General features: G+C 70.8%; 27 protein-coding genes. 10 read left to right on the top strand and 17 right to left on the bottom strand.

What is annotated here, in order from left to right; all coding sequences use genetic code 11:
* Positions 1-36 precede the first annotated feature (36 nt).
* The 16 genes from dprA to proS all read right to left on the bottom strand — a co-directional run bounded on the left by dprA (position 37) and on the right by proS (position 13,159).
* Positions 37-1,206: a DNA-processing protein DprA gene (dprA, locus tag AB0I22_RS30250; protein WP_363134127.1), complete on the bottom strand. Its 1,170-nt coding sequence runs from the start codon at positions 1,204-1,206 to the stop codon at positions 37-39.
* Positions 1,203-2,813 (bottom strand): YifB family Mg chelatase-like AAA ATPase, encoded by a 1,611-nt coding sequence (locus tag AB0I22_RS30245; RefSeq protein ID WP_363134126.1) that lies wholly within the window; start codon positions 2,811-2,813, stop codon positions 1,203-1,205. Before AB0I22_RS30245 ends, dprA begins: the two co-directional genes overlap by 4 nt.
* The gene (locus tag AB0I22_RS30240; RefSeq protein WP_363134159.1) at positions 2,813-3,202 is read right to left on the bottom strand and encodes a YraN family protein; all 390 of its coding nucleotides are present in this window, start codon (positions 3,200-3,202) and stop codon (positions 2,813-2,815) included. The genes AB0I22_RS30245 and AB0I22_RS30240 overlap by 1 nt, the downstream gene beginning before the upstream one ends.
* Positions 3,203-3,614: 412 nt before the next feature.
* Positions 3,615-3,923 (bottom strand): DUF2469 domain-containing protein, encoded by a 309-nt coding sequence (locus AB0I22_RS30235; RefSeq protein WP_004944840.1) that lies wholly within the window; start codon positions 3,921-3,923, stop codon positions 3,615-3,617.
* Between the two features lie 39 nt (positions 3,924-3,962).
* Positions 3,963-4,520, bottom strand: a complete 558-nt coding sequence (locus AB0I22_RS30230) for an NUDIX hydrolase (protein WP_363134158.1) — start codon at positions 4,518-4,520, stop codon at positions 3,963-3,965.
* Positions 4,521-4,527: 7 nt separating this feature from the next.
* A complete protein-coding gene (gene lepB / locus AB0I22_RS30225) occupies positions 4,528-5,289 on the bottom strand; it encodes a signal peptidase I (RefSeq protein WP_363134125.1) in 762 nt (253 codons plus the stop codon).
* A gap of 83 nt (positions 5,290-5,372) precedes the next feature.
* Positions 5,373-6,284: a signal peptidase I gene (gene lepB / locus AB0I22_RS30220; RefSeq protein WP_363134157.1), complete on the bottom strand. Its 912-nt coding sequence runs from the start codon at positions 6,282-6,284 to the stop codon at positions 5,373-5,375.
* Positions 6,226-7,236, bottom strand: coding sequence for a signal peptidase I (gene lepB, locus AB0I22_RS30215; RefSeq protein WP_363134124.1), 1,011 nt, complete (start codon positions 7,234-7,236; stop codon positions 6,226-6,228). Before lepB (AB0I22_RS30215) ends, lepB (AB0I22_RS30220) begins: the two co-directional genes overlap by 59 nt.
* A complete protein-coding gene (lepB, locus tag AB0I22_RS30210; RefSeq protein ID WP_363134123.1) occupies positions 7,229-8,023 on the bottom strand; it encodes a signal peptidase I in 795 nt (264 codons plus the stop codon). Before lepB (AB0I22_RS30210) ends, lepB (AB0I22_RS30215) begins: the two co-directional genes overlap by 8 nt.
* A gap of 45 nt (positions 8,024-8,068) precedes the next feature.
* Positions 8,069-8,416, bottom strand: coding sequence for a 50S ribosomal protein L19 (rplS, locus tag AB0I22_RS30205; protein WP_030884981.1), 348 nt, complete (start codon positions 8,414-8,416; stop codon positions 8,069-8,071).
* A 148-nt stretch (positions 8,417-8,564) separates the two neighbouring features.
* Positions 8,565-9,380 (bottom strand): tRNA (guanosine(37)-N1)-methyltransferase TrmD, encoded by an 816-nt coding sequence (trmD, locus tag AB0I22_RS30200; RefSeq protein ID WP_363134122.1) that lies wholly within the window; start codon positions 9,378-9,380, stop codon positions 8,565-8,567.
* Positions 9,380-9,994, bottom strand: coding sequence for a ribosome maturation factor RimM (rimM, locus tag AB0I22_RS30195; RefSeq protein WP_363134121.1), 615 nt, complete (start codon positions 9,992-9,994; stop codon positions 9,380-9,382). Before rimM ends, trmD begins: the two co-directional genes overlap by 1 nt.
* A 148-nt stretch (positions 9,995-10,142) precedes the next feature.
* Positions 10,143-10,382, bottom strand: coding sequence for an RNA-binding protein (locus AB0I22_RS30190; protein WP_030884973.1), 240 nt, complete (start codon positions 10,380-10,382; stop codon positions 10,143-10,145).
* Between the two features lie 2 nt (positions 10,383-10,384).
* On the bottom strand, positions 10,385-10,825 hold the full coding sequence (rpsP, locus tag AB0I22_RS30185; RefSeq protein ID WP_030884970.1) for a 30S ribosomal protein S16: 441 nt from the start codon (positions 10,823-10,825) through the stop codon (positions 10,385-10,387).
* A gap of 156 nt (positions 10,826-10,981) precedes the next feature.
* A complete protein-coding gene (locus tag AB0I22_RS30180) occupies positions 10,982-11,572 on the bottom strand; it encodes a hypothetical protein (RefSeq protein WP_030884967.1) in 591 nt (196 codons plus the stop codon).
* Positions 11,573-11,746: 174 nt separating this feature from the next.
* On the bottom strand, positions 11,747-13,159 hold the full coding sequence (gene proS, locus AB0I22_RS30175) for a proline--tRNA ligase (RefSeq protein ID WP_363134120.1): 1,413 nt from the start codon (positions 13,157-13,159) through the stop codon (positions 11,747-11,749).
* A 190-nt stretch (positions 13,160-13,349) separates the two neighbouring features.
* Between proS and AB0I22_RS30170 the strand changes: the two genes are divergently transcribed.
* Positions 13,350-14,174 carry a methyltransferase domain-containing protein gene (locus AB0I22_RS30170; RefSeq protein WP_363134119.1) on the top strand — a complete coding sequence of 275 codons (825 nt, stop codon included), beginning with the start codon at positions 13,350-13,352 and terminating at the stop codon, positions 14,172-14,174.
* 45 nt (positions 14,175-14,219) lie between these two features.
* Here AB0I22_RS30170 and ftsH read toward each other — a convergent pair whose 3' ends face one another.
* Positions 14,220-16,139, bottom strand: coding sequence for an ATP-dependent zinc metalloprotease FtsH (ftsH, locus tag AB0I22_RS30165; RefSeq protein WP_363134118.1), 1,920 nt, complete (start codon positions 16,137-16,139; stop codon positions 14,220-14,222).
* 140 nt (positions 16,140-16,279) lie between these two features.
* On the opposite strand from ftsH, the gene yhfZ reads away from it, so the two are divergent.
* From yhfZ to AB0I22_RS30120, 9 genes are all read left to right on the top strand, one after another.
* Entirely contained in the window at positions 16,280-17,218 is a 939-nt protein-coding gene (gene yhfZ, locus AB0I22_RS30160; RefSeq protein ID WP_363134117.1) for a GntR family transcriptional regulator YhfZ, read from the top strand.
* A gap of 45 nt (positions 17,219-17,263) precedes the next feature.
* Positions 17,264-18,643, top strand: a complete 1,380-nt coding sequence (locus AB0I22_RS30155) for a YhfT family protein (RefSeq protein ID WP_363134116.1) — start codon at positions 17,264-17,266, stop codon at positions 18,641-18,643.
* A gap of 95 nt (positions 18,644-18,738) precedes the next feature.
* Complete coding sequence (locus AB0I22_RS30150) at positions 18,739-19,116, top strand: transcriptional antiterminator (RefSeq protein ID WP_363134115.1); 378 nt, start codon at positions 18,739-18,741, stop codon at positions 19,114-19,116.
* Between the two features lie 43 nt (positions 19,117-19,159).
* Positions 19,160-19,516: a DUF2620 domain-containing protein gene (locus tag AB0I22_RS30145; RefSeq protein WP_363134114.1), complete on the top strand. Its 357-nt coding sequence runs from the start codon at positions 19,160-19,162 to the stop codon at positions 19,514-19,516.
* Between the two features lie 64 nt (positions 19,517-19,580).
* Positions 19,581-20,975, top strand: coding sequence for a YhfT family protein (locus AB0I22_RS30140; protein WP_363134113.1), 1,395 nt, complete (start codon positions 19,581-19,583; stop codon positions 20,973-20,975).
* A gap of 34 nt (positions 20,976-21,009) precedes the next feature.
* Positions 21,010-21,951, top strand: coding sequence for a phosphotriesterase (locus tag AB0I22_RS30135; protein ID WP_363134112.1), 942 nt, complete (start codon positions 21,010-21,012; stop codon positions 21,949-21,951).
* Between the two features lies 1 nt (position 21,952).
* A complete protein-coding gene (locus tag AB0I22_RS30130; protein WP_363134111.1) occupies positions 21,953-23,086 on the top strand; it encodes an aminotransferase class V-fold PLP-dependent enzyme in 1,134 nt (377 codons plus the stop codon).
* Between the two features lie 2 nt (positions 23,087-23,088).
* Positions 23,089-24,252, top strand: a complete 1,164-nt coding sequence (locus AB0I22_RS30125) for an alanine racemase (RefSeq protein WP_363134110.1) — start codon at positions 23,089-23,091, stop codon at positions 24,250-24,252.
* 49 nt (positions 24,253-24,301) lie between these two features.
* Entirely contained in the window at positions 24,302-25,522 is a 1,221-nt protein-coding gene (locus AB0I22_RS30120; RefSeq protein WP_363134109.1) for a phosphopentomutase, read from the top strand.
* Positions 25,523-25,636 lie beyond the last annotated feature (114 nt).

The raw sequence follows: 25,636 nt of genomic DNA, 5'->3' as shown, positions 1-25,636 counted from the left end.
GTCATCGTCCATAGCCTTCCACCGAAGCGCCCCAGGTCAAGGACCGCCCCGCCGCGCGCCCGCGCGTCGCCCGGCGACCTCCGCGCCCCGCGCCTCCCCGGTCAACTGCCAGCTTTCGCCGGTGCGTTCGACAAAGCCGAGAGCCCGCAGCTCATAGAGCCTGCCCAGCACCTGGTCCCGGCTCAGGCCGGTATCCCGCGCCAGACGGTCCCAGGACGCTCCGCCGCTCCCGGGAAGGGCGTCCAGCACCCGCGCCGCCGCGGCCTCCAGCAGGTCCCTCGCCACCACCGGCCCCTCCCGGACGGGTGCCAGGTCTCCTATGCTCCCCACCAGCTCGATCACTTCGTCGGCGTCGCTCACCAGCACCGCCTCCCCTCGCAGGAGTTCATGGACCCCGGCGGACAGCCCCGAGGTCACCGGCCCCGGCACGCCCATCGTCGACCGCCCGAGCCGCTGCGCCCGCCGCGCCGTGACCAGGGAGCCGCTGCGGTACTCGGCCTCCACCACGACCGTGCCCCGGGTGAGGGCCGCGATGACACGGTTGCGCAGCACGAAGCGGCTGCGTGTGGGATGTCCGCCGGGCGGCAACTCGGCGACGATGAGCCCCTGTTCCGCTATCCGCTGGATCAACTCGGCATGCCCTCGCGGATACGGCACATCCACTCCGCAGGCCAGCACGGCGACCGTCGCTCCGCCCGCGGCGAGCGCTCCCCGGTGCGCCGCCCCGTCGACGCCGAACGCCGCGCCCGACACCACCACCCAACCGCGCTCGGCAAGCCCCGCACCGAGCAGCGCCGCTATGCGCGAACCGTAGTCCGTACAGGCCCGGGCGCCGACGACGGCCACGGAGCGCAGCGCCCAGAGTCGCAGGTCGGCGTCGCCGCGCACCCAGAGGCCGACGGGCACGGCGTCCCCGAGGTCGTCGAGCTGCCGGGGCCACTCCAGGTCGCCCGGGCACAGAAAGCGACCGCCGAGCCGAGCGACCGCCGCGAGGTCCGCTGCCGGGTCGCACGCGGCCGCCCTGCGCCGGCACCCCTCGATACGGTCGGGCCCCGCTCCGGGCGGCGGTTGCGCGCGCCCGGTCAGCGCTTCGACCAGCCGCACCGCCCCCAGTCTCCGCAGCCACCGTCCCACGACCTCATCACCCGGTTCGGTGAGCCGGGTGAGCGCCGCCCGCGCGAGCCGCTCCTGCCCCGGAACGCTCATGGCAGGCTCCCCGCCATCACAGTGCCGCGGGCGATGCCCGTACGCAGTTCCAGCGCCCGTCCCACATCCGCTGCCAGCGGCCGGTCGTGCCCGGCGAGGTCCGCGACCGTCCAGGCGACGCGCAGCACCCGGTCCAGGCCGCGCGCGGTGAGGAGCCCGCGCTCCATGTCCCGTTCCACGTCGCTCAGCGCCCCCGGTTCGACCTGCCAGCGAGTGCGCAGTTCATGGCCGGGCACCTCGCTGTTGGTGCGCCAGGGGGTGTCGGCGTACCGGGCCGCGGCCCGGTCGCGGGCGGCCAGTACCCGCGCCGCGACATCCGCGGTCGTCTCCGTCTCCCCGTCGAGGCCGACCAGTTCGGACCGGGTCACCGGTTCGACCGTCACCGTCACGTCGATACGGTCCAGCAGCGGTCCGGACAGCCGGGCCCGATAGCGCTTGACCACCTGGGGCGGGCACTCGCAGCCCGCCCCGGAGAGCCCGTGCCGCCCGCACGGGCAGGGATTCGCCGCCAGAGCGAGCAGAAATTTGGCTGGCAGCCTCATCACTCCACCGGAGCGCGCGACGATCACATGCCCCGACTCCAGGGGCTGCCGCAGAGCGTCGAGGACCCGGCCGCTGAATTCAGGAGCCTCATCCAAAAAAAGTACGCCGTTGTGAGCCAGCGAAACGGCTCCCGGCCGTGGCAGCCCACTGCCGCCTCCGACCAGAGAAGGCATGGAAGCCGAGTGGTGCGGAGCGCAGTACGGCGCACGTTCGATCAAAGGCTGGCCGGCGGGGAGCGCTCCGGCCACCGAGTGCACGGCGGTGACTTCCAGTGACTCCTGCGGTGTCAGTGGCGGCAGCAGTCCGGTCAATCGCTCCGCCAGCATGGTCTTGCCCGCTCCCGGCGGGCCCTTGAAGAAGATGTGGTGCCGCCCGGCCGCCACTACCTCCAATGCCTCGCGGGCCTTGGCCTGTCCGGCGACGTCCGCGAGATCGGGAATCCGCTCGGCGACGAGCGAGCCGGTACCCATGCCGGCCCCGGGCAACGCCAGCCCGGCGAGCATTGGATCCGGCCGCCCGTCGGTGGGCGATTCCTCCTCGTCGGGCACCGGTTCGTCGCTGAGCACCGCGATGAGCTGGCGCAGCGTCCGTACACCCAGCACGGAGACGCCCGGCACCAGTGACGCCTCGGCGACGGTGCGCTCGGGTACGACGACCTGCCGGTAGCCGGCGTCGGCCGCCGCCAGTACCGCGGGCAGGACGCCGCGCACCGGACGGACCCGGCCGTCGAGCCCGAGCTCGCCGATCATCATCAGATCCGCGATCTGCCTCGGGTCGATCCGCTCCGCGGCCCCGAGTACCGCGCAGGCGACCGCTACATCGAAACCGCTGCCCCCCTTGGGCACGGACGCCGGGCTGAGACCCACCGTCAGCTTCTTCTGCGGCCACTCGGCGCCCGAGTTCACGACCGCCGCCCTGACCCTGTCGCGGCTCTCCACGAGACTCTTGTCGGGGAGCCCGACCAGGGCGAAGGCCGCGAGGCCGGGTTCCAAGTCGGCCTGGACCTCTACGACGACTCCTTCGACGCCGACGAGCGCCACGGAGCACGTACGGGCGAAGCCCATCAGGCCACCCCCTTGGCGTGCTCGACGATCGGAGCGCCCCGGTGCGGCAACAGCACGCCGATCAGGTCGATTCGCACGCCGCCGGGCGGAGGACCGCCGTTCCGGTCGAGCCAGCGTTCGGCGAGCCGCCGCAGCCGCGCGGCCTTGGCGGGAGCGACGGCGGCCATGGGGTGTTCGTACGGGCCCGCCCGCCGGGTCTTGACCTCGCAGATCACGAGCGCGTCGCCGTCGAGCGCGACGATGTCGATCTCCCCGTCGCGACACCGCCAATTCCGCTCCAGGACGGCCATCCCGGCCTCGGTCAGCTGCCGCGCCGCGAGGTCCTCCCCGTACCGCCCCAGCGCGCGGCGCCGTACTTGCGCCGGATCACGCCCGGCGCTCTCACCCAGGCCCACACCGGCGTGCACGCCCCCAACTGGCGCCCCTTTTCGGGACACACCACCACCTGACGAGCCGTCTCGCCGCGCCCGTCGTGACTGCCCCGCCGGTTGCGCCTGTCCGGGCAGCGGTGGTTCCAACGGCTGTCGGGGTTGTTGCGACCGGCAGACCGAGCGTGCCGGCCGTGGCCGTCGCGGTTGCTGCGACTGCGCGGGCCGTGGCTGCGCGGGTTGAGGCTGTGCGGGTTGAGGCTGCGCGGGCTGTGGATCTCGCGTTTGTCGCGCCTGTCGTGGGGCTGCGGTCGGTCGCTCCCCGGGGTGCAGCAGCATCGGCACCACCTCCGACACCGACTGTGACGCCCCCCGCCAGATCTATTGGATCTTGGTGGATAACTCTGACGGTTACCGCCGGGTTGTGGACAACTCAGCCACTCGGAAGGTCGAGGTCGCTCTTGTTGAGCTCCTCGATATTCACGTCCTTGAACGTCAGCACTCGCACCTGCTTGACGAACCGAGCCGGTCGGTACATGTCCCAGACCCAGGCATCGGCCATCGAGACCTCGAAGAACACCTCACCCTGCACCGAGTGCACCTGCATCTCGTAGTCGTTGGTGAGATAGAAACGCCGCTCGGTCTCGATCACGTATTTGAACAGGCCGACGACATCGCGGTACTCCCGGTAGAGCTTCAGCTCCATCTCGGTCTCGTACTTTTCGAGGTCCTCGGCGCTCATGGCGTGTTCCCCTTCAGCCGTGCGTCCCCCCATTGTGCGTCAGGCGCGCTCAGTCTCCAGGAGCACCGGCGTACTCGGGGGCCCCTCGTCGAGCAGCGTAAGCACCAACTCGGCGAGTCTGGTCGGATACACAGTCTCACGCGTCGCGAGAAGTTCCTCGCAGGTCCACCACCGCAACCCGGTCACGCTGCGCCGCTCCAGATCCGTCGCCCCGCCCGTCCAGCTCGCCTCCTGCTCGGTCCGGGCCAGGTAGTACCACTCCTCCTGCTCCCAGCGCCGCCCGTCGAAGACGAACGAGCAGTGCCGCTGCCAGAGCACCGGCCCCAGCTCGATGTCTGTGATCCCGGTCTCCTCCAGCAGCTCCCGGCACGCCGCCTGCTCCCACGCCTCGTCGCCCTCCAGCCCGCCGCCCGGCGTGCACCACCAGGTCATGGACGGGTCGTCCGGCTCGAAGCCATGCATCAGGAGCACGCGGTCCCGCCCATCGAGCAGCACCACCCGCGCCGCCCTCCGCCGCCCCTCAGCCGCAAGCCCCTCGGACACGGGCCCCTCGGCCACGCTCTCCTCAGACACCGACCCCTCGGACCCGGCGGACATCCGCTCCTCAGACACGAGCCGCACCCCCCTCCACAGCAGCCGCCCCACCCCGGCCCCGCCGCCCCACCCGGCGCGCGATCGGCCCGTACGCGGCCCCGCCCAGGATCAGCACCGCGCCCGCGGCCACCGAGACCACCACCAACCGCAGCGGCCCCGGCTGCGAGGTTCCGCCGGGCATCGCCTCGAAGGCCGCCGGCCGCGTCATCATGCCGAGGCTCCTCATCGGCCAGGCCGTGGCGTCCACCCGCGCCTTCACCGCGCCGCGCGGTACGGACCCGTGGTCGCTGTCGGTCAGGTGCACCCGCGAGTCGAGCGAGCTCATGCGGTGGTCGCCCAGCAGGAAGAGCTGCCCCTTGGGGACCACGGAGGAGAAGGCGGTCGGCGAGGCCGGGCCCTTGTCCGCCAGATACGGCTCCTCGACGGGGTCGCCGTTGACGGTCAGCCGGCCAGCGCGGTCACAGCAGGCGACCTTGTCGCCGCCGACCGCCACGACCCGCTTGACCATCGGCACCTTGGCCCACACCTTGTCCTCGAAGACGACGACATCGCCGCGGCGCACCGCGGCGCCGTCTATCCGCTCCGCGAGCACCCGGTCACCCCGCCCGATGGTGGGCGCCATCGAGTCGGTGGGCACGTTGTAGGGCTGGTAGAGCACGGCGCCCCAGACGAATCCGCCCAGGAAGAGCACACAGCCGACGGCCACGGCCAGCCCGGACAGCACCCTGCCCGCGCGGCCGTGGCCGTCGTCCGTACGTACAGCTCCGCTCATCCCTGTGCTCCCGCCCCGCGTAGAAGTCGAATCCCGCGCCCTCAGGCACGGAATCGCACACTACCCGGCGGTACGGAGCTGGGTCAGCCCACTCGCGAGGCCTTGCTGATCAGTCGGCGCCGGCGCCACAGCACGAGCGGCACCGCGCCCGCGAGCCCCGCGACCGGCGGCGCCACGGCGCCCGCCGCGCTCAGACCCGGCTGGTCGAAGGTGTCGGGGACGGACAGCGTGGTCCAGCGGTTGATCGGCCAGGCGACGACGATGGCCCGCCCGACGACCTTGCTGACCGGGACCGTGCCGCCGCCGGGCAGGTCCTGGTGGTAGCGCGAGTCCAGCGAGTTCTGGCGGTGGTCGCCCATGACCCAGATCTTCCCCTTGGGGATCTTGATCGGGCCGAACGGCTTGTCGCCGCAAGGGGTGTTGCCGGGGAAGATGTACGGCTCGTCGAGCGCCTTGCCGTTGACCTTGACGGGGCCGGTGTTCTGGCACTCGACGGTGTCCCCGCCGACCGCGATGACCCGCTTGATCAGGTCCTTCTCCTGGGACGAGGGCATCAGCCCGATGAAGCTGAGAGCATCCTGGATCACGTTGGTCTGCGGGGTGGGCTCATCGTCGAGCCAGTGCCCGGGATCGTGGAAGACGACCACCTCGCCCCGCTCGGGCTCCGATCCGAACCACGGCGTCAGCTTGTCCACCAGCACCCGGTCGCCCTCCAGCAGAGTGTTCTGCATCGAGGCCGACGGGATCGAGAACGCCTGCACCAGAAAGGTCTTGATCAGCAGAGCGAGCACCAGCGCGATGCCGATCAGGATCGGGAGTTCTTTCCAGAAGGAACGCTGCTTCTTCTGCTTCACGCCGTGGCTTCCTCGTTCCGAGGAGTCCTCCGGTGGCTCCGGGGGTCCTGCCGCTTCCGGCACACCGGTCTCTGGAGCCCCCTCAGTCCCATCGGGCCGCCTTTCGGGCTCTTCGTGACCGGATCGTGCGCCGACCGCCAAATCCCCCACATCCACTCCTCACTCCGCGCTGCCGCCAGACCCACGACCGACGTAGGCCCACAACTCCCATAACGAGCGGGAGTTCCGCAGGGGTCGGGAGCTGGATCATTCCTTGCCGATCCGGGGACAGACTATTCGGCGAACCCCTGGCCCGTGTCGCCTCACCCCGCGCGTCTTTCACCGATGCGAACGTGTCCGACTCCGTGAGCCCCCGCCAGTGCGAGAACGGCCACGCGATGACCACGGCCCGCCCCACGACCTTGTCCTGGGAAATAGTGCCCTGGTGAGCGTCCTGCAAGTGGTAGCGGGAGTCCCCCGAGTCGGAGCGGTGGTCGCCCATCATGAAGTACCGGCCCGCGGGCACCTTCACGGAGAATTCGATCTTCGAGGGCGGGTTGCCGGGGTGCAGATACGGCTCGTCGAGCGGCGTTCCGTTGACGGTGATTTTGCCGTTCTTGTCGCAGCACTTGACCGTATCGCCGCCGACGCCGATGACTCGCTTGATCAGATCCTGCTCGTCCGCGGAGGGCAGCAGCCCGATCGCCGCCAGCCCCTCCTTGACCTGCTTGACGCCGACCGGGTCGGGCTTCGGCTTCGGCTCGTCGCGGAGCCAGCTCCCCGGATCCTTGAAGACCACCACGTCACCGCGGTGCGGTTCGGACCCGAACCAGGGCGTCAATTTGTCCACCAGCACCCGGTCACCGACCCGGATCGTCTGCTCCATCGAGCCGGTCGGGATCACGAAGGCCTGGACGAGGAAGGTCTTCAGCACCACGGCGATCAGCAGCGCCACGCCGATCAGGATCGGCACTTCCTTGACCGCGGACCGGCGCCGCCGCCGCTTGACGCGCCGCGCAGTCTTCCGCCGCTCGGCCCGGCCGCCGGCCGTCGTCGGGCGGGGTATCTCGCCGTCCTGCTGCGCGTGCTCCTGCTGCCGGCCCCGGCTACCCATGCGCGCCGCCGGGCTCCGGTACGCCCGCGAAGCCGCCTGGCCGCTTCAGCGACGTCATCCGGCCGAAGGGCCAGCCGATCCAGTCCGCCCGTCCGATCACCCGGTCGACCGGCACGGTGCCGCCGCCGGGCTCCCCGAGGTGGTCGCGCGAGTCACGGGAGTCGCCGCGGTGGTCGCCCATGACCCACAGTTTTCCATCGGGCACCACGACGTCGAACGGCACTCGCGACGGCACGTCCCCCGGGTACACGTACTCCTCGGTGATCGGCCGACCGTTCACCATCAGCCTCCCCTGCTTGTCGCAGCAGGTGACATGGTCCCCGCCGAGGCCCACGACCCGCTTGATGTAGTCGGTACCGGCGGGCTCCATCAGCCCGACCGCCGAGCCCACGCGGCGCACCAGGCCCGCCACCGCGTTCTCGGACGGCGCGTCCTGAAGGAAGGAGTCCGTTCCGTCGAAGACCACAACGTCGCCGCGGCGCGGCTTGTCCCCGAAGCTGTACGCGAGTTTGTTGACCAGCACCCGGTCCCCCACCTGGAGGGTGTTCTCCATGGAGCCGCTGGGGATCAGGAAGGGCTGCACCACGAAGCCGCTGACGACCAGCAGTATGACGATGCAGGTGACCAGCAACAGGGCCGTTTTACGCAGCGCTCCGCCGCCCGTGAGCCACTGCCAGGCCGCCCGTGAGGAGGAGCGGGGAGAACGCGCGGAGCGCGACCCCTGCTCCTGCCCCTCGTCGGGTTCAGGAGAGCGGTCGCGCTCCGAAAGCTGTGCGTCGGTGTCCATCGAGCCGAGAGCCTATCCGGCCTGGCCCGGACGCCGGACGGCAGATTACTTGTCGCGCTTCTCCTTGATCTTCGCGGCCTTGCCGCGGAGCTCACGGAGGTAGTACAGCTTCGCGCGGCGCACGTCACCGCGGGTGACGAGCTCGATCTTCTCGACGATCGGGGTGTGCACGGGGAAGGTGCGCTCCACGCCGACGGAGAAGGAGACCTTGCGGACCGTGAAGGTCTCGCGCACGCCGGCGCCCTGGCGGCGGATGACTACGCCCTTGAACTGCTGGACACGGGAGCGGCTGCCCTCGATGACGCGCACGTGGACGTTGACGGTGTCACCGGGGCGGAAGGCCGGGATGTCGCTGCGCAGGGACGCGGCATCGACGTTGTCGAGAAGGTTCATGACCGTCTGCTTTCTTCGCCGATGCCACAGGTCATCAGCGGAAATTCGTGATGAGAGTTGAGGGGTGCCGCTCCGGTGGAGCGGCGCTGTGTCGGGCGGACGTCGTTCCCCCTGTGGCAGGGGCGCACGCCGGACGTACAGCAGCGTCCTATTGTTCCACGGCCTGGCCCGGCCGCCCAAATCGGCCGTCGGGGAGCTCCGCCCAGCCCAGTGCCGCGAGGATTTCGCGGTCCTTCTTGTCGAACGCGGCCGGGTCGGCGCGCTCGATCAGGTCGGGCCGGTTCGCGGTCGTACGGCGGAACGCCTCGTCCCGCCGCCAGCGGGCGATTTTGCCGTGGTGGCCGCTGATCAGGACGTCGGGGATGCCGTGCCCGCGCCACTCGGGGGGCTTGGTGTAGACGGGCCCCTCCAGGAGGTCGGCCATCGCTCCGGGGGCGAAGGAGTCGTCCCGGTGCGATTCGGCGTTGCCCAGGACGCCGGGCAGCAGCCTGGCGATGGCCTCGACCATGACAAGGACCGGGGCCTCGCCGCCCGCGAGCACGTAGTCGCCGATGGAGACCTCGCGCACGTCGAACCGCTCCCCGTACTCCGCCATGACGCGGCGGTCGATGCCCTCGTAGCGGGCCGGGGTGAAGACCAGCCAGGGCCGTTCGGAGAGCTCCACCGCGAGTTGCTGGGTGAAGGGCACGCCACTGGGGGTCGGTACGACCAGGGTGGGCCGCGCGTCGTCGGCGCCCGAGCCGATGACCGCGTCGAGGGCCTCGCCCCAGGGCTCGGGCTTCATGACCATGCCGGGGCCGCCGCCGTACGGGCTGTCGTCGACCGTGTTGTGCCGGTCGTGCGTCCACTCGCGCAGGTCGTGCACCCGTACGTCCAGCTGCCCGCGGGCGCGCGCCTTGCCGACCAGGGAGACGTTCAGCGGCTCCAGGTACTCCGGGAAGATCGTGACGACGTCGAGACGCATCAGGCGTCGCCCTGCTTGGCTTCCGCGCCCCGCTCGGCGTCCGCGTCCTGCTTGGCGTCCGCGCCGCCCTGCTCGGCGTCCCGGGCGCTCGCGATCTCGGCCTGGCTGTCGTCGATCAGGCCGGGCGGCGGGTCGATGACGGCACGCTGCGCCTCCAGGTCGATCTCCGGGACGATCTCGGCGACGAAGGGGATCATCACCTCGCTGCCGTCGGGCCGCTCGACGATGAAGAGGTCCTGGGAGGGCAGGTGGGAGATCTCGGTGATGCGGCCGATCTCGGCGCCGTCGACGGTGACGACGTCGAGGTCCATCAGCTGGTGGTCGTAGTACTCCTCGGGGTCCTCGGGGACCTCCTCGGGGTCGACCTCGGCGATGAGGAGCGTATTGCGCAGGGCCTCCGCGCCCGTACGGTCGGTGACGCCCGCGAAGCGCAGCAGCAGCCGGCCGCTGTGCACCCGCCCGGTCTCGATGGTCAGCGGACCGGTGGCGGCCGGGTCCGTGGCCAGTACGGCGCCGGGGCCGAGCCGCAGCTCGGGCTCGTCCGTACGCACCTCCACCGTGACCTCGCCCTTGATGCCGTGGGCGCGTCCGATCCTGCCGACTACCAGCTGCACTGTGCCTGTCTCCTCCGTGCGGCCGAGCCGCGACCGCTCCCGCGGCCGTGGTCGCGCGCCGTCGCGGCTGCTCGTTTCTTGGTCACTGCCGACAAAGGCCGGGGGTGGCCGAAGCCGCCCCCGGCCCATGCCGGTGCTGTATCGCTGCTCAGTGGACCTGGTCCACGTCGACGAGGTCGACGCGGATGCCGCGGCCACCGAGCGCCCCTACGACGGTGCGCAGGGCACGCGCGGTACGGCCATTGCGGCCGATCACTTTGCCGAGGTCGTCGGGGTGCACCCGGACCTCCAGAACGCGCCCGCGACGCAGGACGCGCGAGGCGACCTGTACGTCATCGGGGTTGTCGACGATGCCCTTCACCAAATGCTCGAGGGCTTCCTCGAGCATCCTCAGGCCTCGGTCGACTCGGTGGACGCGGTGGCCTCGGCCGCCTCGTCCTTCTTCTCCGACTTCTTCGCCTTCGGGGTGATGGCCTCACCCTTCGGCTCGTCGCCGGAGCTCTTGGCGGCGGCCTCGAAGAGGGCGCGCTTGTCGGCCTTCGGCTCGGCGACCAGCATCGGGGCCGGGGCGGGCAGACCCTTGAACTTCTGCCAGTCGCCGGTCACCTTGAGGATGGCCATGACGGGCTCGGTCGGCTGCGCGCCGACACCCAGCCAGTACTGCGCGCGCTCCGAGTCGACCTCGATGCGCGACGGGTTCTGCACCGGGTGGTACAGGCCGATCTCCTCGATGGCCCGGCCGTCACGGCGGGTACGGGAGTCGGCGACGACGATGCGGTAGTGAGGCGAACGGATCTTGCCCAGACGCTTCAGCTTGATCTTGACTGCCACGGAAGTGGTGTCTCCTGGTCTTGACGTGGTTGGGCACAACGAGATGCCACGTGGGGTTGCGGTACCCGATCTGCCCGATGGACGCGTCAGCCGGAGGAGAGAGGGGTCCTATGCGACTGTCGAGTACAGCTGACCATTCTGCCACACGGCGGCTGATCAGCCGACCGCCAGCGCCTCGGGGATGCGGAACGGCTGTCCGCACCCGCCGCACATGATCGGTGCCTGCGCCAGCACCGATGGCACCACACGGACATTCCGGCCGCAGTCGCACACGGCCTTCACCCGTACCCCGCCGCCGGACGAGCCGTGCCGGGCGGCGGGCCCCCGGAAGGTACGGGAGGTGTCGGCCGTGGTGGCGACGGTGTGGGCTTTGAGCGCTCGCTGGAGTCTCTCGATGGTCGGGCGGTAGCGCTTTCGCGCCTCGGGGTTGAGCACGACCAGTGAGAAACCGCTGCTGGGATGCGGCTCCTCGGAGTGGTCCAGGCCCAACTCCTCGGCGATCGCCAGGAATCGGCGGTTGTGGTAGCGGCCGGCGCGTGAGGTGTCGCGGACGCCGCGGGCGGCGGCGATGCCGTGGACTGCCTCATGCAGCAGCCGTTCGAAGGAGAGCTCCGCGCCGCAGGCGGACGAGGATTCTCCGATCAGGGATTCGGGCGCGGCCAGGTCCGGCAGCTCGGGATGGTGCCGTTGAATGTCGGCCCAGGCGAGCGCCAGTTCGGCGGCGAGAACAGGCGGTGTCGTGCTCACGTCGTGACAACGAGCCGGGATGGCCCGGTGTTCCGATACCGGGCCATCCCAAATAATTTGCACGTACCAGTCAGTTCACGCTCATGCGTCCCGACGAGGGCGGGTGCGTCGATGTGCGGAGAAGTCGCGCACCTGTTCCCAAGCCGGGACGTAACCCCGAGGGGGACCGGGGTATCAGTAGGCGCGCGCGACGATGGCGACAGTACCCGCGGCGTCGTCCGCCTCCGGTACCGACCCGTCCTCGGCGACCAGGCACCGTACGGACGCCGCCTGCTCGGCGAGGGCCGCCTCGCCCGCCGGGCCCAGGTCCGCCCACGGAATGCGCGCCCAGCCGCCCCCGGACGCCACCTCGGCGGCCTCCTCGACCGTCGCCACCTCGGTGGTACGGGCCTCCCGGCGCTCCCGCGACTGGCGCAGCAGCGTCTTTTGGTCCTCTTCGAGGACCTTGGGCAGCAGGTCGGCCAGCCCTTCCAGGCGTACGGGCTCCTTGCCGCCCGGGATGCGGCGGGCGAGCATCGCGGTGCCGTTCTCCAGGTCGCGGGGGCCGACCTCGATGCGTACGGGCACGCCCTTGAGCTCCCAGTCGACCGCGCGGCGGCCGAAGGGGGTGTCGACGCGGTCGTCGACCTGGACGCGGATGCCCGCCGCCTTCAGGCGGTCGCCGATCTCGCGGACCTTGGCGACGGCCTCGTCGCCCTTGATCGCGAGGACCACGGCCTGTATGGGGGCGAGGCGCGGCGGTACGCGCAGCCCGTTGTCGTCGCCGTGCATCATCACCATGGCGCCGACCATGCGGGTCGTGGAGCCCCAGGAGGTCTGCCAGACGTGCTCCTGCTGCCCGTCCTTGGAGAGGTACTGGGTGTTGAACGCCTTGGCGAAGTTCTGGCCGAGCTCGTGGCTCGTTCCCATCTGGAGGGCTTTGCCGTCGCCCATCATCCCTTCAAGGGTGAGGGTGTTGATGGCGCCCGCGAAGCGCTCCTTGGGCGTCTTGCGGCCCAATACGACGTCCATGGCGAGGACGTTCTCCATGAAGTCCGCGTAGACCCGGCGGTGGATGAGGGCCGCGAAGTCCCGGGCGTCCTCGTAGGTCGCGTGGGCCGTGTGGCCCTCCTGCCAGAGGAATTCACTCGTCCGCAGGAAGAGGCGGGGGCGGAGCTCCCAGCGGACGACGTTGGCCCACTGGTTGATCAGCAGGGGGAGGTCGCGGTAGCTCTGCACCCACTTCGAGAAGTACTCGTTGATGATCGTCTCGGAGGTGGGCCGGATGACGACCGGCTCTTCCAGCTCCTTGCCGCCACCGTGCGTGACGACGGCGAGCTCGGGCGCGAAGCCTTCGACGTGCTCGGCTTCCTTCGTCAGATAGGACTGCGGGATGAGCAGCGGGAAGTACGCGTTCTGGGCGCCGACGTCCTTGATCCGGGCGTCCATGCTCTGCTGCATGCGCTCCCAGATCCCGTACCCGTACGGTCGGATGACCATGGTGCCGCGCACCGGACCGTTGTCCGCCAGCTCGGCCTTGTTGATCAGGTCCTGGTACCAGCGGGGGAAGTCCTCCGCCTGAGGGGTGAGAACGGGAGCCTTTGCCATGGCGGGAATGGTACGGGGCACCCGCAACGGAGCGTGAATCGCTCCCAGAGGGGCATCCCCCACTGGACGAGTCGGCGGATGCGGAGTTCCCTGGCATACGGGGGTGTTCCACAACTGCGCGCACGACGGCGCATACGGGGGCGGAGAACCTTGAATACATCACGTCTCTCGGCGGATTGGGGCGCTTTCGATGACATCCACGCTCGTGCGGCGGCACCAGGACTTTCCCGCACCCCAGGAGCGGGCCCGTGACTGGGCCGAGATCCAGGAAAGGATGCTGGTACCGCTCTACGAGGCGGTCTACGAACGGCTGGAAGTAGGCTCGGGGACCCGGTTGCTCAGCCTGGGCTGCGGCTCCGGGCTGGCGCTGCTGATGGCGGCGGCGCGGGGCGCGACGGTGAGCGGGGTCGACCCGGACGACCGGCGACTGGAGCTGGCCCGGCAGCGGCTGCTCCCGGAGCGCACTCCGGCGGACGGTACGCGCCTGGGGCATGGCGGCCCCGGATGCGTAACCGATCCGAGTGGGGCAGCCTTCAATGTGGTGACCGCCTTCGATCCTTTGTACTGCGCGGGCGGCAGCGCCCGGACCATGTCGACTGCGCTCACGGAGGCGGCGGCCTGCGCGGAGCGGGGCACTCCGGTCGTACTGGCCGGGTGGGGCCCCCAGGAGCGTTGCGCGACGTCCGGGGCGCTGCGGGTCGCGGCCCGGCTGGCGGACCCGATGTGCGCGCCCGCCCGGTGGCGGCCGAGCGGCCGGGACGACCTGGAGAACCTGGCCCTGCGGGCGGGGCTGCGCCCGGACGGTTCGGGCCGGGTGGCGTGCCCGTTCGGTTACGCGGACATGGAGTGCGCGGTACGCGGTCTGCTCTCGACGGGCGCGTTCGACGCGGCGGCGCGGGCGACCGACCAGACGCAGGTGGTGAAGGAGCTGACCGAGGCGCTCCACCCGTATCTGCGGGAGGACGGCACGGTCTGGATGCCGAATGTGTTCCGCTATCTGATCGCCCTGGTCTGACCGCTCCGGTCGGTACGGTGGCGTGTCCGGCCGCCGGGTTCCTCGTCAGCCCTCGGGCTTGCTGAGGCGGGTGATCCCGGCGACGCGGTACGCCTCGTCCTCCTCCAGGGTCTCGTTGGCGAGCAGCGCTTCGGCGAGGGCGTCGAGCTGCGCGCGGTGCTCGGTCAGCAGCCGGCACGCCTCGTCGTAGCAGTCGTCGACGATGCGCCGCATCTCGTTGTCGACGGCGTCCAGGGTGGCGGGGGCCGCGGAGAGCCCGTACGCCTGCTGGGCGTCGCCGGGGATGGCGGTGAGGCGGCCGACGCGCTCGCTCATGCCCCAGCGGCCGACCATTCCGCGGGCGATCCCGGTGACCTGTTCCAGGTCGTTCTCGGCGCCGGTGGTGATCACGCCGAAGACGGTCTTCTCGGCCGCCATGCCGCCGAGCGCGCCGATGATCCGGCCGCGCAGGTACTCCTCGGTGTAGGCGTAGCGGTCGGCATCGGGGGTGGAGATGGTGACACCGAGCGCCCTGCCGCGGGGCACGATGGTGATCTTGCGGACGGGGTCGGCGCCGGGCTGGAGCATGCCGAGCAGAGCGTGGCCGCTCTCGTGGAAGGCGGTGCGGCGCCGTTCCTCCTGGGGCATCACCAGGGGCCGTTCGGCGCCGAGCTGGACCTTCTCCAGGGCGTCGGAGAACTCGGCGGGGCCGACGACCGGCTGCTTGCGCTTGACGGCGAGGAGCGCCGCCTCGTTGGCGAGGTTGGCGAGGTCCGCTCCGGTCATGCCCGGGGTCGTACGGGCGACCTGGACGAGGTCGACGTCGTCCGCGAGCGGGATGCGGCGGGTGTGGATGCGCAGGATCGCTTCACGGCCGTCGCGGTCGGGCGGGCTGACGGTGACCGTGCGGTCGAAGCGGCCGGGGCGGGTGAGGGCCTTGTCGAGGATGTCCGCGCGGTTGGTGGCTGCGATGACGACGACGCCTTCGGAGCCGGAGAAGCCGTCCATTTCGGTGAGGATCTGGTTGAGCGTCTGCTCGCGCTCGTCGTGGCCGCCCATGCCGCCGCCCCCGCGGGCCCGCCCGATGGTGTCGATCTCGTCGATGAAGATGATCGACGGGGCGACCTTGCGGGCCTCGGTGAACAGCTCGCGGACCCGGCCGGCGCCGACGCCGACGATCATCTCGATGAATTCGGAGGCGGAGGCGGAGAAGAAGGGCACGCCGGCCTCGCCCGCGACGGCGCGGGCGAGGAGCGTCTTGCCGGTGCCGGGCGGTCCTGCGAGCAGGACGCCGCCGGGCATCCGGGCGCCGAGCTTGCGGTACGCGTCGGGGTTCTTGAGGAAGTCGACGATCTCGGTGAGTTCGGCCTCGACCTCGTCGATGCCGGCGACGTCCTCGAAGGTGGTGCGCTTGCCCTCCTCGGGCACCACGGGCTTGGGCGGGGCCTTGCGGCCGAAGCCGCCCATCCCGCCGCCCATGGCGCCGCGCATCCTGCGCGCGATGAAGATCCAGAGCACCACCAGCAGCAGCATGGGCGCGAGGGAGATCAGCAGGTTGTAGAGGAAGCTGCGTTCCTTGACGACCGGCTCCGCGGTGACGGTGACCTTGTTCTTGGCGAGGGTCTCCCAGAGCTTGTCGTTGGCGAAGGCCGGGCGCTGGGTCTCGAACTGCGTGTAGTCGCCCTTGCCGCCGGGGACGGGCTTCTTCGCCTTGAGCTCGCCCTGGATCGACTCGCCCTTGGAGTAGAGCTTGGAGATGTTGTCGGCGTTGAGCTGGTTGCTGAACTCCGTGTACGAGATCGACTTGGTGTCGTTGCCGCCGAAGAAGGACAGCAGGACGTCCGTGATCAGGAAGACGGCGATGGCGGTGAGGATCAGCCGGCCCCAGCCGCCGGGCATCTTGCGCTTCGGCGCCGGGGCGGGCGGCGTGCCCTCCGCCCGCCAGGGCTGATCGGGGTTGCCACGCGGGGGTACGGGGTTGCTCACTCCTGCTCTCCTTTTTCCAGAGCCCTGCCGCCGGACCCTGCCGCCGCGACCGTACTGGAGAAATCACACTAATCGGAGCATTGGGAAGTGAGTCTTGAGACCCCTTGTCAATATCCAGAATCCTGGTTACTGTCGTATGCGTGAACGGCATCGATGAGCGGTTCCTGACCCGCAATGGACTGGCCGCCCGGCAGCTCGCGGCCCTGTTGCTCAACCACGAGCAGGACGCCCGGCTGCCCCGCGTCCGCGACTTCGCCGCACAGCTCGGCGTCGGCAACGGCACCGTGCAGGCGGCGCTGCAGATGCTGGAGGAAGCGGGCGCGATCGAGACGGTCGCCCGCGGGCATCTCGGCACCTTCCTGGTACGGGCCGACCGGACCATACTGTGGCGGCTGGCCGGCCTCGGCACCCTGCTCGCGGCGATGCCCCTGCCCTACTCCCGGCGCTACGAGGGTCTGGCCACCGGCCTGCGGGACGCCTTCGAAGAAGCCGGCGCACCTTTCGCGATCACCTTTATGCGCGGTGCGAGCGCCCGCGCCGCCGCCCTGCTGGAAGACAAGGTCGACCTCGTCGTCCTCTCCCGCTTCGCCGCCGACCGGCTCACCGAGGAACACCCGCTGGAGCTGGTCGCGGATCTGGGCCCCGCCACCTACGTCGGCGCGCACGGCATGCTGCTGCGCCACGGCACCTCGCTGGAGCAGCGGCTACGCGTCGCGATCGACCACTCCTCCGAGGACCAGCGGATGCTCACGGAGCGCGCCTTCGCGGGCCGCACGGACATCGAGTGGATCGAGACCTCGTACATGCAGCTGGGCGACCTCTTCGCGAGCGATCAGCTGGACGCCACCGTGTGGAACCTCGACGAGGTGCCGCACGGTCAGCTCGGCGCCTCCGTGGACATATTGCCGCTCGGCGACGAGATCACCCGAGATCTGTCGCTGCGCAACTCCAGCGCCGCCATCATCGGCCGCGCGGCGGGGGCGGCGGCGCTGACCGCGGTGCGCGAGGCGCTCGATCTGTCGGTCATCACCACATCGCAGAGCGAGGTGCTGCGCGGTGAGCGCATCCCCTCCTACTGACCATCCGCACTGCTTGACCATCCGTACGGCTGAAAGCAGACCCACATGCAAGACCAAGGGCCGGGGGCGGTGGCACTCGCCGCCAGTGGGCACCACTCACTGAGTCTCTCCCCCACGCAGATCGTTCTGACCGTCGTCGTCTGCGCGCTCTCGGCGCTGCTGGTGAACATGGCGGTGGCCGTCTTCCACGACGGTGTACGGCCGTTCATGCTCGACTACCGCCAGGGCCGGATGAAGCGTCGCGAGATCGCGACCATCGCCTTCAGCCTCTCCTCCGGCTTCATCTTCGGGCTCGGCGCGCCGATGGCCTTCTCGACCGGCGTCCTCAACCCGTGGCTGCTCTTCCTGCCGACCGACATCCTCGGTCTGCTCGCGCCGCGTCGGTGGCTCGCCCCGGTACTCGGCGCGGCCTGGGCGCTGCTGGTGATCTTCGGTCTCGCGGGCGCCACCGACGCGGCGCAGGCGCTGCCGGTGGACTTCCTCACCGCGATGCAGGCGCTGTCCGACCCGGTGATGTACCTCTTCGCCTTCTTCCCGGCCGTGGCCATCGCCTACCAGTTCGGCAAGGCGCGCGGCGGGATCGCCTTCGCCGTCGAGGGCCTGATCATGCTGGCCACGGCGTACTTCTGGAAGAGCCTCTTCCCGGGTGCGCTGGCGATGGCCGCGGGCATGGCCATGCTGGTCGCCTTCGCGGTGCGGCGCGACGTCGTCAACCGGCGCACGGCGCGAGCGGAGGCCGCGGCGAGGGGCGAGGAGCTGCCCGTGGTCGACACGTCGGCCGCCGACTCGCTCTTCGGCGGGAACGCGAAGCGGCTGCGCAAATACCTCCCGTGGCTGCTGCTGCTCGGCGGGCTGACGGGCGCGCTCTGCGCGACCGGGGTGTTCGCGGGCGGCGAGGCGACGAGTTACATCGTGCAGAAGGGAGACATGGGCAATGCGGCGCAGATCGACTTCTACCGCACCTTCGGCTTCATCCCGCTGATCGGGCTGACCTCGCTGGCCTCCGGTGTCTACGCCACCAACGGCATGAACTTCGTGTACGCGGCCGGGTACATAGCGGCCCCGAACCTGCTGGTCGGCGGTATAGCCGGGGTGGCGGTCTTCGGCGTGGAGGTCCTGGCGCTCTCCCAGCTCGGCCGGCTCTTCGCGAGGGTGCCGTCCATGCAGGACGCCTCCGACCACATCCGCAACGCCATCAACCAGGTGCTGGAGATCGCCGTGCTGTTCGGCTCGATCCTGGCCGGGATGCATATGGGCGGCGGGGTCGGGGTGGCGCTGGTCGGCGGGCTCTACGTGCTGAACGAGGCCATGGGCCGGCCCGTGATGCGGCTGGCGGCGGCGCCCTGCGCCGTGATCCTGGTCGGCATCGCGCTGAACCTCGCGAGCTGGGCGCATCTGTTCACCCCGATCAAGATCGCCGGTTGACCGAGCCCCCTCCCCCCAAGTGTACGAATCGGGACTTAAGTCACTGACGAAAATCCAAAATCCTGGTTACTGTCGAATTTGTGGAAAGGATGACCATGGATGACAAGCTCGCCCTCCGCATCCAGCTCTTCCGCGAGAGCGGTCAAGTGCGGCCCGAAGTGGCCGACTTCGTGACCAGTGAGCTGCAGGCCCTCACCTCCGAGGGCCACACCGTCACCGAGGACACCGCCGGGATGCTCACCAGCCATCTGATGATGGCCCTCACCCGGCTGCTGGCCGGCGAGCCGATCGAGCAGTTCCTCACCGACGACCAGGTGGCCGCCGAGCTGGCCGGCCACCCCGACGCCGTCGACCGGGCCCACGCCATCTCCGCCCGCGCCAAGCGGGTGCTGGGCGCCCCGCTCCCGGAGTCCGAGATCAACTTCCTCGGGATGCACCTCGCCGTGCTCGCCCAGCACTCCACCGCTTCCTGAACGCCCGAAACCCCGCACCACCAGCAGAGAGAAGGCACCAGAAATGACGAAGATCCTCACCGGCGGCGTCGGCAAGGTCGAGGTCGCGGAGACCGTCAAGAAGCTCGCTCTCGACGGCGTCGAGATCACCGTCTCCAGCGACATGGACGCCGCGATGAAGCTCCGCGCCGGCCAGGCCGACTACTTCCTCGGCACCTGCCACACCGGCGCCGGCGCCTCCCTCGGCGTCCTCGTCGGCCTCATGGGCAAGGACGCCTGCCACACCTTCGGCCGCTCCGTCCCTACCGAGGACGACGTCAACGGCCTGCTCGCCGAGGGCAAGAAGGTCTTCGGCTTCGCCATCGACCAGATCGACCTGGTGGCCCCCATCGTGGCCCGCGCCATCGCGGCCCGCGGCTGACCCAAGGACACCGGGACGCCGGGAGCAAGACCTGCCGGAACACCGGGGCACAAAGGAGTGACCTGTGAGTACAACCCTCGCCGCCGCGAGCCACAGCCTCAGCTTTACGCTGCCGCAAGAGCTGACCGTCATCGTCCTGTGCGCGCTGACAGCGTTCATCTCGCACATGGCGCTCGCCGTCTTCAATGACGGCGCCCGCCCCTTCATGCTCGACTTCATCCAGGGGCGGACGACGCGCAGCGCCATGACGGCGGTGTCGTTCGGGCTGTCCGCGGGCTTCATCTTCGGCCTCGGTGCGCCGATGGCGCTGTCCACCGGTGTGCTGAACCCCTGGCTGGTCTTCCTGCCCACCGACATCCTCGGCATCCTGTCGCCGAAGAAGTGGCTCGCCCCGATCCTCGGCGCCGCCTGGGGCGCGGTCATCGTCTTCGGGCTGAACGGCGCGAACAACCTCGCCCACGACCTGCCCGTCGACTTCATCACCGCCATGCAGCAGATGTCGACGCCGATCCTCTTCCTCTTCGCGCTCTTCCCCGTCCTCGCCATCACCAAGCAGTTCGGCAAGGCGCGCGGCGGCATCGCGGGCGTCGTCGAGCTGGCGCTCGTCGTCATGACGATGAAGCTCTGGCCCAACATGTTCGCGGGCGCCCTGGCCATGGCCGTCGGCGTGCTGATGCTGATCGGCTTCGCGGTCGCCAAGGACATGCGGCAGCGCAAGGCCGACCGCGCCGCCGAGGCCGCGGCGGCCGCCCCCGGGGACACGAAGGAAGGCAAGGCGGCCGCCCCCGCGGACGCGGGCGGAGGCGAGGCGGCCGACGATCCGATGGCCTCGCTGTTCAGTGCGAGTGCGGCCCGGCTGCGCAAGTACCTGCCGCTCTTCATGGTGCTCGGCGCGGGCGTCTGCCTGCTGGCGCAGATGCACATCTTCGGCGGCGGCGAGGCCACCAGCTTCCTGATCGCCAAGGGCGATTACAGCGGCGCCGCCCAGGTCGACTTCTACCGCGTCTTCGGCTTCATCCCGCTGATCGCGACCACCGCGCTCGCCTCCGGCGCGTACGGCATCGCCGGCTTCACCCTCGTCTACCCGATCGGCTACCTGCTCCCGAACCCCTGGCTCGCGGTCATCGTCGGCGCCCTCGTCTTCGCCTGCGAGGTACTGGCGCTCTCCTGGATCGGCCGGGTGCTGGGCAAGCTGCCGTCGGTCCGCGACTCCTCCGAACACCTGCGCAGCGCGATCTCCGAGACGCTGGGGCTCGCGATCCTCTTCGGCTCCCTGATGGCGGCCAACGCCATGGGCGGCGGCCTCGGCATCCTCATAGTCGGCGGGCTCTACATGCTCAACGAGGCGATGGGCCGAGTCGTGGTCCGGATGGCGGCGGCCCCCGCCGCGGTCATCGTCGGCGGCATCATCCTCAACCTCCTGTACTGGCTGAACCTGTTCACCCCCGTCAAGGGATGACGACAGGGCCCCTCGCCAGGAAGGCACAGCTCCCATGAACCACCTCCAGACCGTCACCGGTCCCCTCTCCCCCACCGACATCCAAGGCCCCGTCCTCACCCACGAACACCTCGTCATCGACCTCAGCCGGGACTCCGACCGCGCGGCCGTCCTCAGCCCGGCCGAGCACTCCGAGCCGGTCACCGCGGAACTCGCGGCGCTGCGCGACGAGTTCGCACTGTCGCTCGTCGTCGAGCAGACCTGCCGGGGCATGGGCCGCGACGCCGACGCCCTGGCCCGTATCTCCGAGCGGTCCGGCGTCGCGGTCGTCGCGTCCACCGGCTGGTACTACGAGCCGTTCCACCCGAGCGAAGTGGGCGCGACCGGGCCGGCTGAGCTGACCGAGACGCTCGTCCGCGAGATCGAGAACGGGTTCGGCGCGAGCGGCATACGGCCGGGGCTGATCGGCGAGGTCGGCAGCCACGGCGACCGTCCGAGCCCCGCCGAGACCCGCACCCTGCTGGCCTCCGCCCGCGCCGCCGCCGCCACGGGGCTGTCCCTGGCCACGCACGCGCAGCTCGGCCATGGCGGGCTCGCCCAGCTGGCGCTGCTGACGGACGCCGGGCTGCCCGCGCACCGGGTCTGCGTCGGCCACCAGGACCTGCTCGACGACCCGTCCGTTCACCGGGAGCTGGCGGCGGCCGGGGCGTATGTCGCCTTCGACACGGTGGGCAAGGAGAGCTATCAGAGCGACGACACGCGGTTGCGGCTGCTGCTCGCGCTGGTGGAAGCAGGCCACGCCGACCGCGTGTTGCTCAGCTGCGACATCTCACGCCACGGCTATCTGGAGAGCGAGGGCGGCCAGGGCTACGGACACCTGTTCCGCTCCTTCCTCCCCAAGGCGCGCGCCGCCGGGCTCGACGACGACCTGATCGACCTGATGACCCGCCGCAACCCGGTGCGCTTCCTGACCGGCTCGACCACGGAGGAGCTCTGAGATGAGCGCAGTACTTCCGCAGACCTTCCCGCTGGCGACGGTCCCGCTGGACGACGCCGTCGCCAAGCAGTTCCGGCTGATCGAATGCACCGCCCGGCACTTCGAGGGAGCGCAGCTCTTCGAGGCGGACGCGGGCGTCGTACCGGGCCTCGGGCGGCCGCGCACCACCGCTCAGGTGGAAGCGGTCCTCGCCGACTTCTTCGGGGCCGAGGACGCCGCGTTCGTCCAAGGGGCCGGCACCGGCGCGATCCGCGCCGCGCTGAACGCGGCCGTCAGCGCGGGCGATCCGCTGCTGATCCACCGCGCCCCCGTCTACCGCACCACCGAAGTCACCCTGCGCGGACTGGGGGTGGAGACCGTGGAGGTCGACTTCAACGACTCGGCGGCGCTGGCCGGCGCGCTGGCCTCCGGCCGTTTCCGATGGGCCTACGTGCAGCACACCCGACAGCGGCTCGCCGACTGCTACGACCCGGGCGAGGTGCTGGCCGTCTGCCGCGCCGCCGGTGTGCGCACCATCGTGGACGACAACTACGCGGTCATGCGGGTCCCCGAGAGCGGGGTGGAGCTGGGCGCCGACGCCTCCTGCTTCTCGCTCTTCAAGCTGCACGGCCCGGAGGGCGTCGGTGTCGTGGTGGGCGCGCGCGACCTGGTCGAGCGGGTGCGGGCCGACAACTACTCCGGCGGCGGCCAGGTCCAGGGCCATCAGGCGCTGGACGCGCTCAGAGCCCTCACCCACGTGCCCGTGATGTGGTCCGTGCAGTCGAGGGTCGGGACCGAGGTCGCCGAACGGCTGGCCGCGGGCGAGGTGGCAGGCGTGGCGGAGGTCCGTATCGCCAACGCGCAGGACCGCTGCCTGCTCGTACGCCTCGACCGCCCCGCCGCGCGCGATCTGCCGGCGCTCGCCGCGCGGTACGGCGCGGCCCCCTACCCCGTCGGCTCCAACTCCCGCTACGAAGTGGCCCCGCTCTTCTACCGGATGTCCAGCTCGTCCCTCGACGACGCCCCGGAGCTGGCCGACTGGACGGTGCGCATCAACCCGATGAGGGCCGGCGCGGACCTCGTGATCGACATACTCCGCCGTGCCCTGCAGGACGCCCCGCGCGACGCGCACCACTCTCGCGAACCCAAGGACTGACCGTGTTCCTCGACACCGTCCTCACCCGCAACCCTCAACTGGCCGACGCCGCGGCGGCGTTGCACCGGTCCGGGGAGATCTCGCCCAACACGTATGTGGTCGACCTCGACGCCGTGGAGGCCAACGCCGCGATGCTGGCCGCCGAGGCCGAGCGCGTCGGCCTCAGCCTGTGGTTCGTGGTCAAGCAGATCGGCCGCAACCCCGAGCTGATCCGTGCCATCGCCCGGCACATCCCGAAGTTCGCGGCCATCGAGCCGCCCGAGGCCCGCGTCCTGCACGCCGCCGGAGCCCGGGCCGGCAACCTCGGCCACCTCGCGCAGATCCCGCGCCGCGCCCTTCCGGAGATGCTCGCCTGGCGCCCGGAGACCGTCACGGTGTACGACCTCGCCAACGCCCGCGCCGTCTCCGACGCCGCCCACCGGCTCGGCTTCGTACAGGACATCCTGATCCGGCTGGAGGGCGCCGAGGGCTCCGTCTACCCCGGTCAGGAAGGCGGTGTTCCGCTCGACGGGCTGGACGCCTTCGCCACGGAGGCAGAGCGGCTGCCGGGCATCCGGATCGCGGGCGTGACCGCCTTCCCCTGCGTCCTGTGCGACCCCGCCGACTCCCGTCCCCGCCCCACCCCCAACTTCGAACTGGCCGTCAAGGCACGGCAGATCCTCGCCGCCCGCGGCCACTCGGACCTGGCGCTCAGCGCCCCCAGCGCCACCTCCATGGCCACCCTGCCGATGCTCGCCGAACTCGGCGCCACGCACGGCGAGCCGGGCCACTCCCTCACCGGCACCACCCCCCTGCACGCCGTGGACCCGCACCAGCCGGAGATCCCCGCGTACGTCTACGTCAGCGAGGTAGCCCACACCCTCGCCGACGGGCGGCCCGCCCTGTTCGGCGGCGGGTTCTACGCGCGTTCCGGGGTCAAGGACGCCCTGCTGCCACGCACCGGGGTCCAGCTGCCCGTACAGGACGCGCCCGCCGAGAACATCGACTACTACCGCCTGCTGGAGGCCCCCGCGCCCGATCAGGACGTACGCGTCGGCGACACCGCCGTCCTCGCCTTCCGCACGCAGATCTTCGTCACCCGCAGCACCGTCGCGGTCGTCGCCGGCCTGTCCTCCGGCGCACCGCGGCTGACCGGCCTGTACGACCCCCTGGGCCGCGCCTACTGAAAGGCGCCGCGCGTACTGAGAGGCACCGAGCGTTCCGAAAGGCACTGACATGAGCAAGACCGTCATCGTCGTCATCGACGGATTCGGCATCGGCGCGATGCCCGACGCGGGCGCGCTGCGCCCCGGCGACATCGCCGCCGACACCTGCGGCCACATCCTCGACCACTGCCGCAAGGAGCTGGACCGCCCGCTGCGGCTGCCCTCCCTCGGCGCGCTCGGCCTCGGCCTGATCCACGGACACCCGGACCTCGCGCGCACCACCCGGCTGCCGGTCGCCGTCGGCCGGGCCGCGCTCGGCTACCCCGGCGCGGACACCTACGCGGGCCATCAGACGATGATGGGCGCCGACTTCAGCAAGGTCACCGTGGCCCGGCTCGGCGAGCACCTCGACGAGGTGCGCACCGCGCTGGAGGCGGCGGGCCACCGGGTGGCGGAACTGAACGGCAAGCCGCTGCTCGTCGTCGACGGGTGCGTCCTGGTCCACGACAACCTGGAAGCCGACCCCGGCATCAACTGGAACGCCTCCGGGAGCCTCGACGACTTCCCCTTCGACCGCATCCTGTCCATCGCCCGGACGGTCCGCGCCGTCGCGCCCGTAGCCCGCGTCATCGCGGTGGGCGGCCACGCCGACGGCCCGCTGCCCGGCTTCGTACGGGACGGCGAGAACGGCACGTACGGGCTCGACACCCCGGCCACCGGCTTCTACCGCAACGGCGGGCTCGAAGTGCAGCATCTGGGCGCGCCGCTGGACCACACCCGGCAGCTGCCGGACCTGGCCGCCCGCGCGGGCGTTCCGGTCACCCTGGTCGGCAAGGCCGCCGACATCCTCGCCTGCGACGCGGCCGTGCGCCGCCCGGCGGTGCCCACGGCCGACGTGCTCGCCCACACCCTGGAGGCCGTACGGACGCCGGCCCCCGGCCTGATCGTCGCCAACGTCCAGGAGACGGACCTGGCGGGGCACCAGCAGGACGTGCTGCGCTACGGCGAGGTGCTGGAGCAGCTCGACGCGGGCCTGGCCGGGCTGATCGCGCTGCTCGACGCCCCCGGCGACCGCCTCGTCGTCACCGGCGACCACGGCAACGACCCCACCATCGGGCATGCCTTCCACACCCGCGAGTACGTGCCGGTCCTCGTCCACCGCCCCGAGGCAGCGGGCCTGGAGCTCCTTCCGGACGCCCCTTCCCTCGCGGACGTGGGCGCCACCGCGGCGCTCTCCCTGGGCCTGAACCCGTCGGGCCTGGCGAACGGGGCGCCGATACGCGCCGTGTAGGGCGTATCGGTAGCCGACGCGTCGCGGTACGCGGCGCATCCCGGTAGGCAACCTGTAGGCAACGGGACGCGGCGCGATACGCGTCGCACAGCCGACAAGCCCATAAACAGCGCA

It is taken from the genome of Streptomyces sp. NPDC050610 (genome assembly GCF_040654875.1).
In the GTDB taxonomy this organism is placed as follows: domain Bacteria; phylum Actinomycetota; class Actinomycetes; order Streptomycetales; family Streptomycetaceae; genus Streptomyces.
Note: the sequence above shows the minus strand (reverse complement) of the source record. Positions and strands in the feature narration are given on the sequence as shown.

What these genes read in the sequence shown, in the direction of transcription:
- lepB (WP_363134125.1), bottom strand. Translation starts at nt 5,289, where the DNA reads ATGAGCGGAGCTGTACGTACGGACGACGGCCACGGCCGCGCGGGCAGG.
- lepB (WP_363134123.1), bottom strand. Translation starts at nt 8,023, where the DNA reads ATGGACACCGACGCACAGCTTTCGGAGCGCGACCGCTCTCCTGAACCC.
- AB0I22_RS30130 (WP_363134111.1), top strand. Translation starts at nt 21,953, where the DNA reads ATGAGCGCAGTACTTCCGCAGACCTTCCCGCTGGCGACGGTCCCGCTG.
- AB0I22_RS30245 (WP_363134126.1), bottom strand. Translation starts at nt 2,813, where the DNA reads ATGGGCTTCGCCCGTACGTGCTCCGTGGCGCTCGTCGGCGTCGAAGGA.
- AB0I22_RS30235 (WP_004944840.1), bottom strand. Translation starts at nt 3,923, where the DNA reads ATGAGCGCCGAGGACCTCGAAAAGTACGAGACCGAGATGGAGCTGAAG.
- AB0I22_RS30230 (WP_363134158.1), bottom strand. Translation starts at nt 4,520, where the DNA reads ATGTCCGCCGGGTCCGAGGGGTCGGTGTCTGAGGAGAGCGTGGCCGAG.
- rplS (WP_030884981.1), bottom strand. Translation starts at nt 8,416, where the DNA reads ATGAACCTTCTCGACAACGTCGATGCCGCGTCCCTGCGCAGCGACATC.
- AB0I22_RS30145 (WP_363134114.1), top strand. Translation starts at nt 19,160, where the DNA reads ATGACGAAGATCCTCACCGGCGGCGTCGGCAAGGTCGAGGTCGCGGAG.
- AB0I22_RS30135 (WP_363134112.1), top strand. Translation starts at nt 21,010, where the DNA reads ATGAACCACCTCCAGACCGTCACCGGTCCCCTCTCCCCCACCGACATC.
- AB0I22_RS30155 (WP_363134116.1), top strand. Translation starts at nt 17,264, where the DNA reads ATGCAAGACCAAGGGCCGGGGGCGGTGGCACTCGCCGCCAGTGGGCAC.
- AB0I22_RS30170 (WP_363134119.1), top strand. Translation starts at nt 13,350, where the DNA reads ATGACATCCACGCTCGTGCGGCGGCACCAGGACTTTCCCGCACCCCAG.
- AB0I22_RS30190 (WP_030884973.1), bottom strand. Translation starts at nt 10,382, where the DNA reads ATGCTCGAGGAAGCCCTCGAGCATTTGGTGAAGGGCATCGTCGACAAC.
- AB0I22_RS30120 (WP_363134109.1), top strand. Translation starts at nt 24,302, where the DNA reads ATGAGCAAGACCGTCATCGTCGTCATCGACGGATTCGGCATCGGCGCG.
- proS (WP_363134120.1), bottom strand. Translation starts at nt 13,159, where the DNA reads ATGGCAAAGGCTCCCGTTCTCACCCCTCAGGCGGAGGACTTCCCCCGC.
- trmD (WP_363134122.1), bottom strand. Translation starts at nt 9,380, where the DNA reads ATGCGTCTCGACGTCGTCACGATCTTCCCGGAGTACCTGGAGCCGCTG.
- AB0I22_RS30150 (WP_363134115.1), top strand. Translation starts at nt 18,739, where the DNA reads ATGGATGACAAGCTCGCCCTCCGCATCCAGCTCTTCCGCGAGAGCGGT.
- dprA (WP_363134127.1), bottom strand. Translation starts at nt 1,206, where the DNA reads ATGAGCGTTCCGGGGCAGGAGCGGCTCGCGCGGGCGGCGCTCACCCGG.
- lepB (WP_363134124.1), bottom strand. Translation starts at nt 7,236, where the DNA reads ATGGGTAGCCGGGGCCGGCAGCAGGAGCACGCGCAGCAGGACGGCGAG.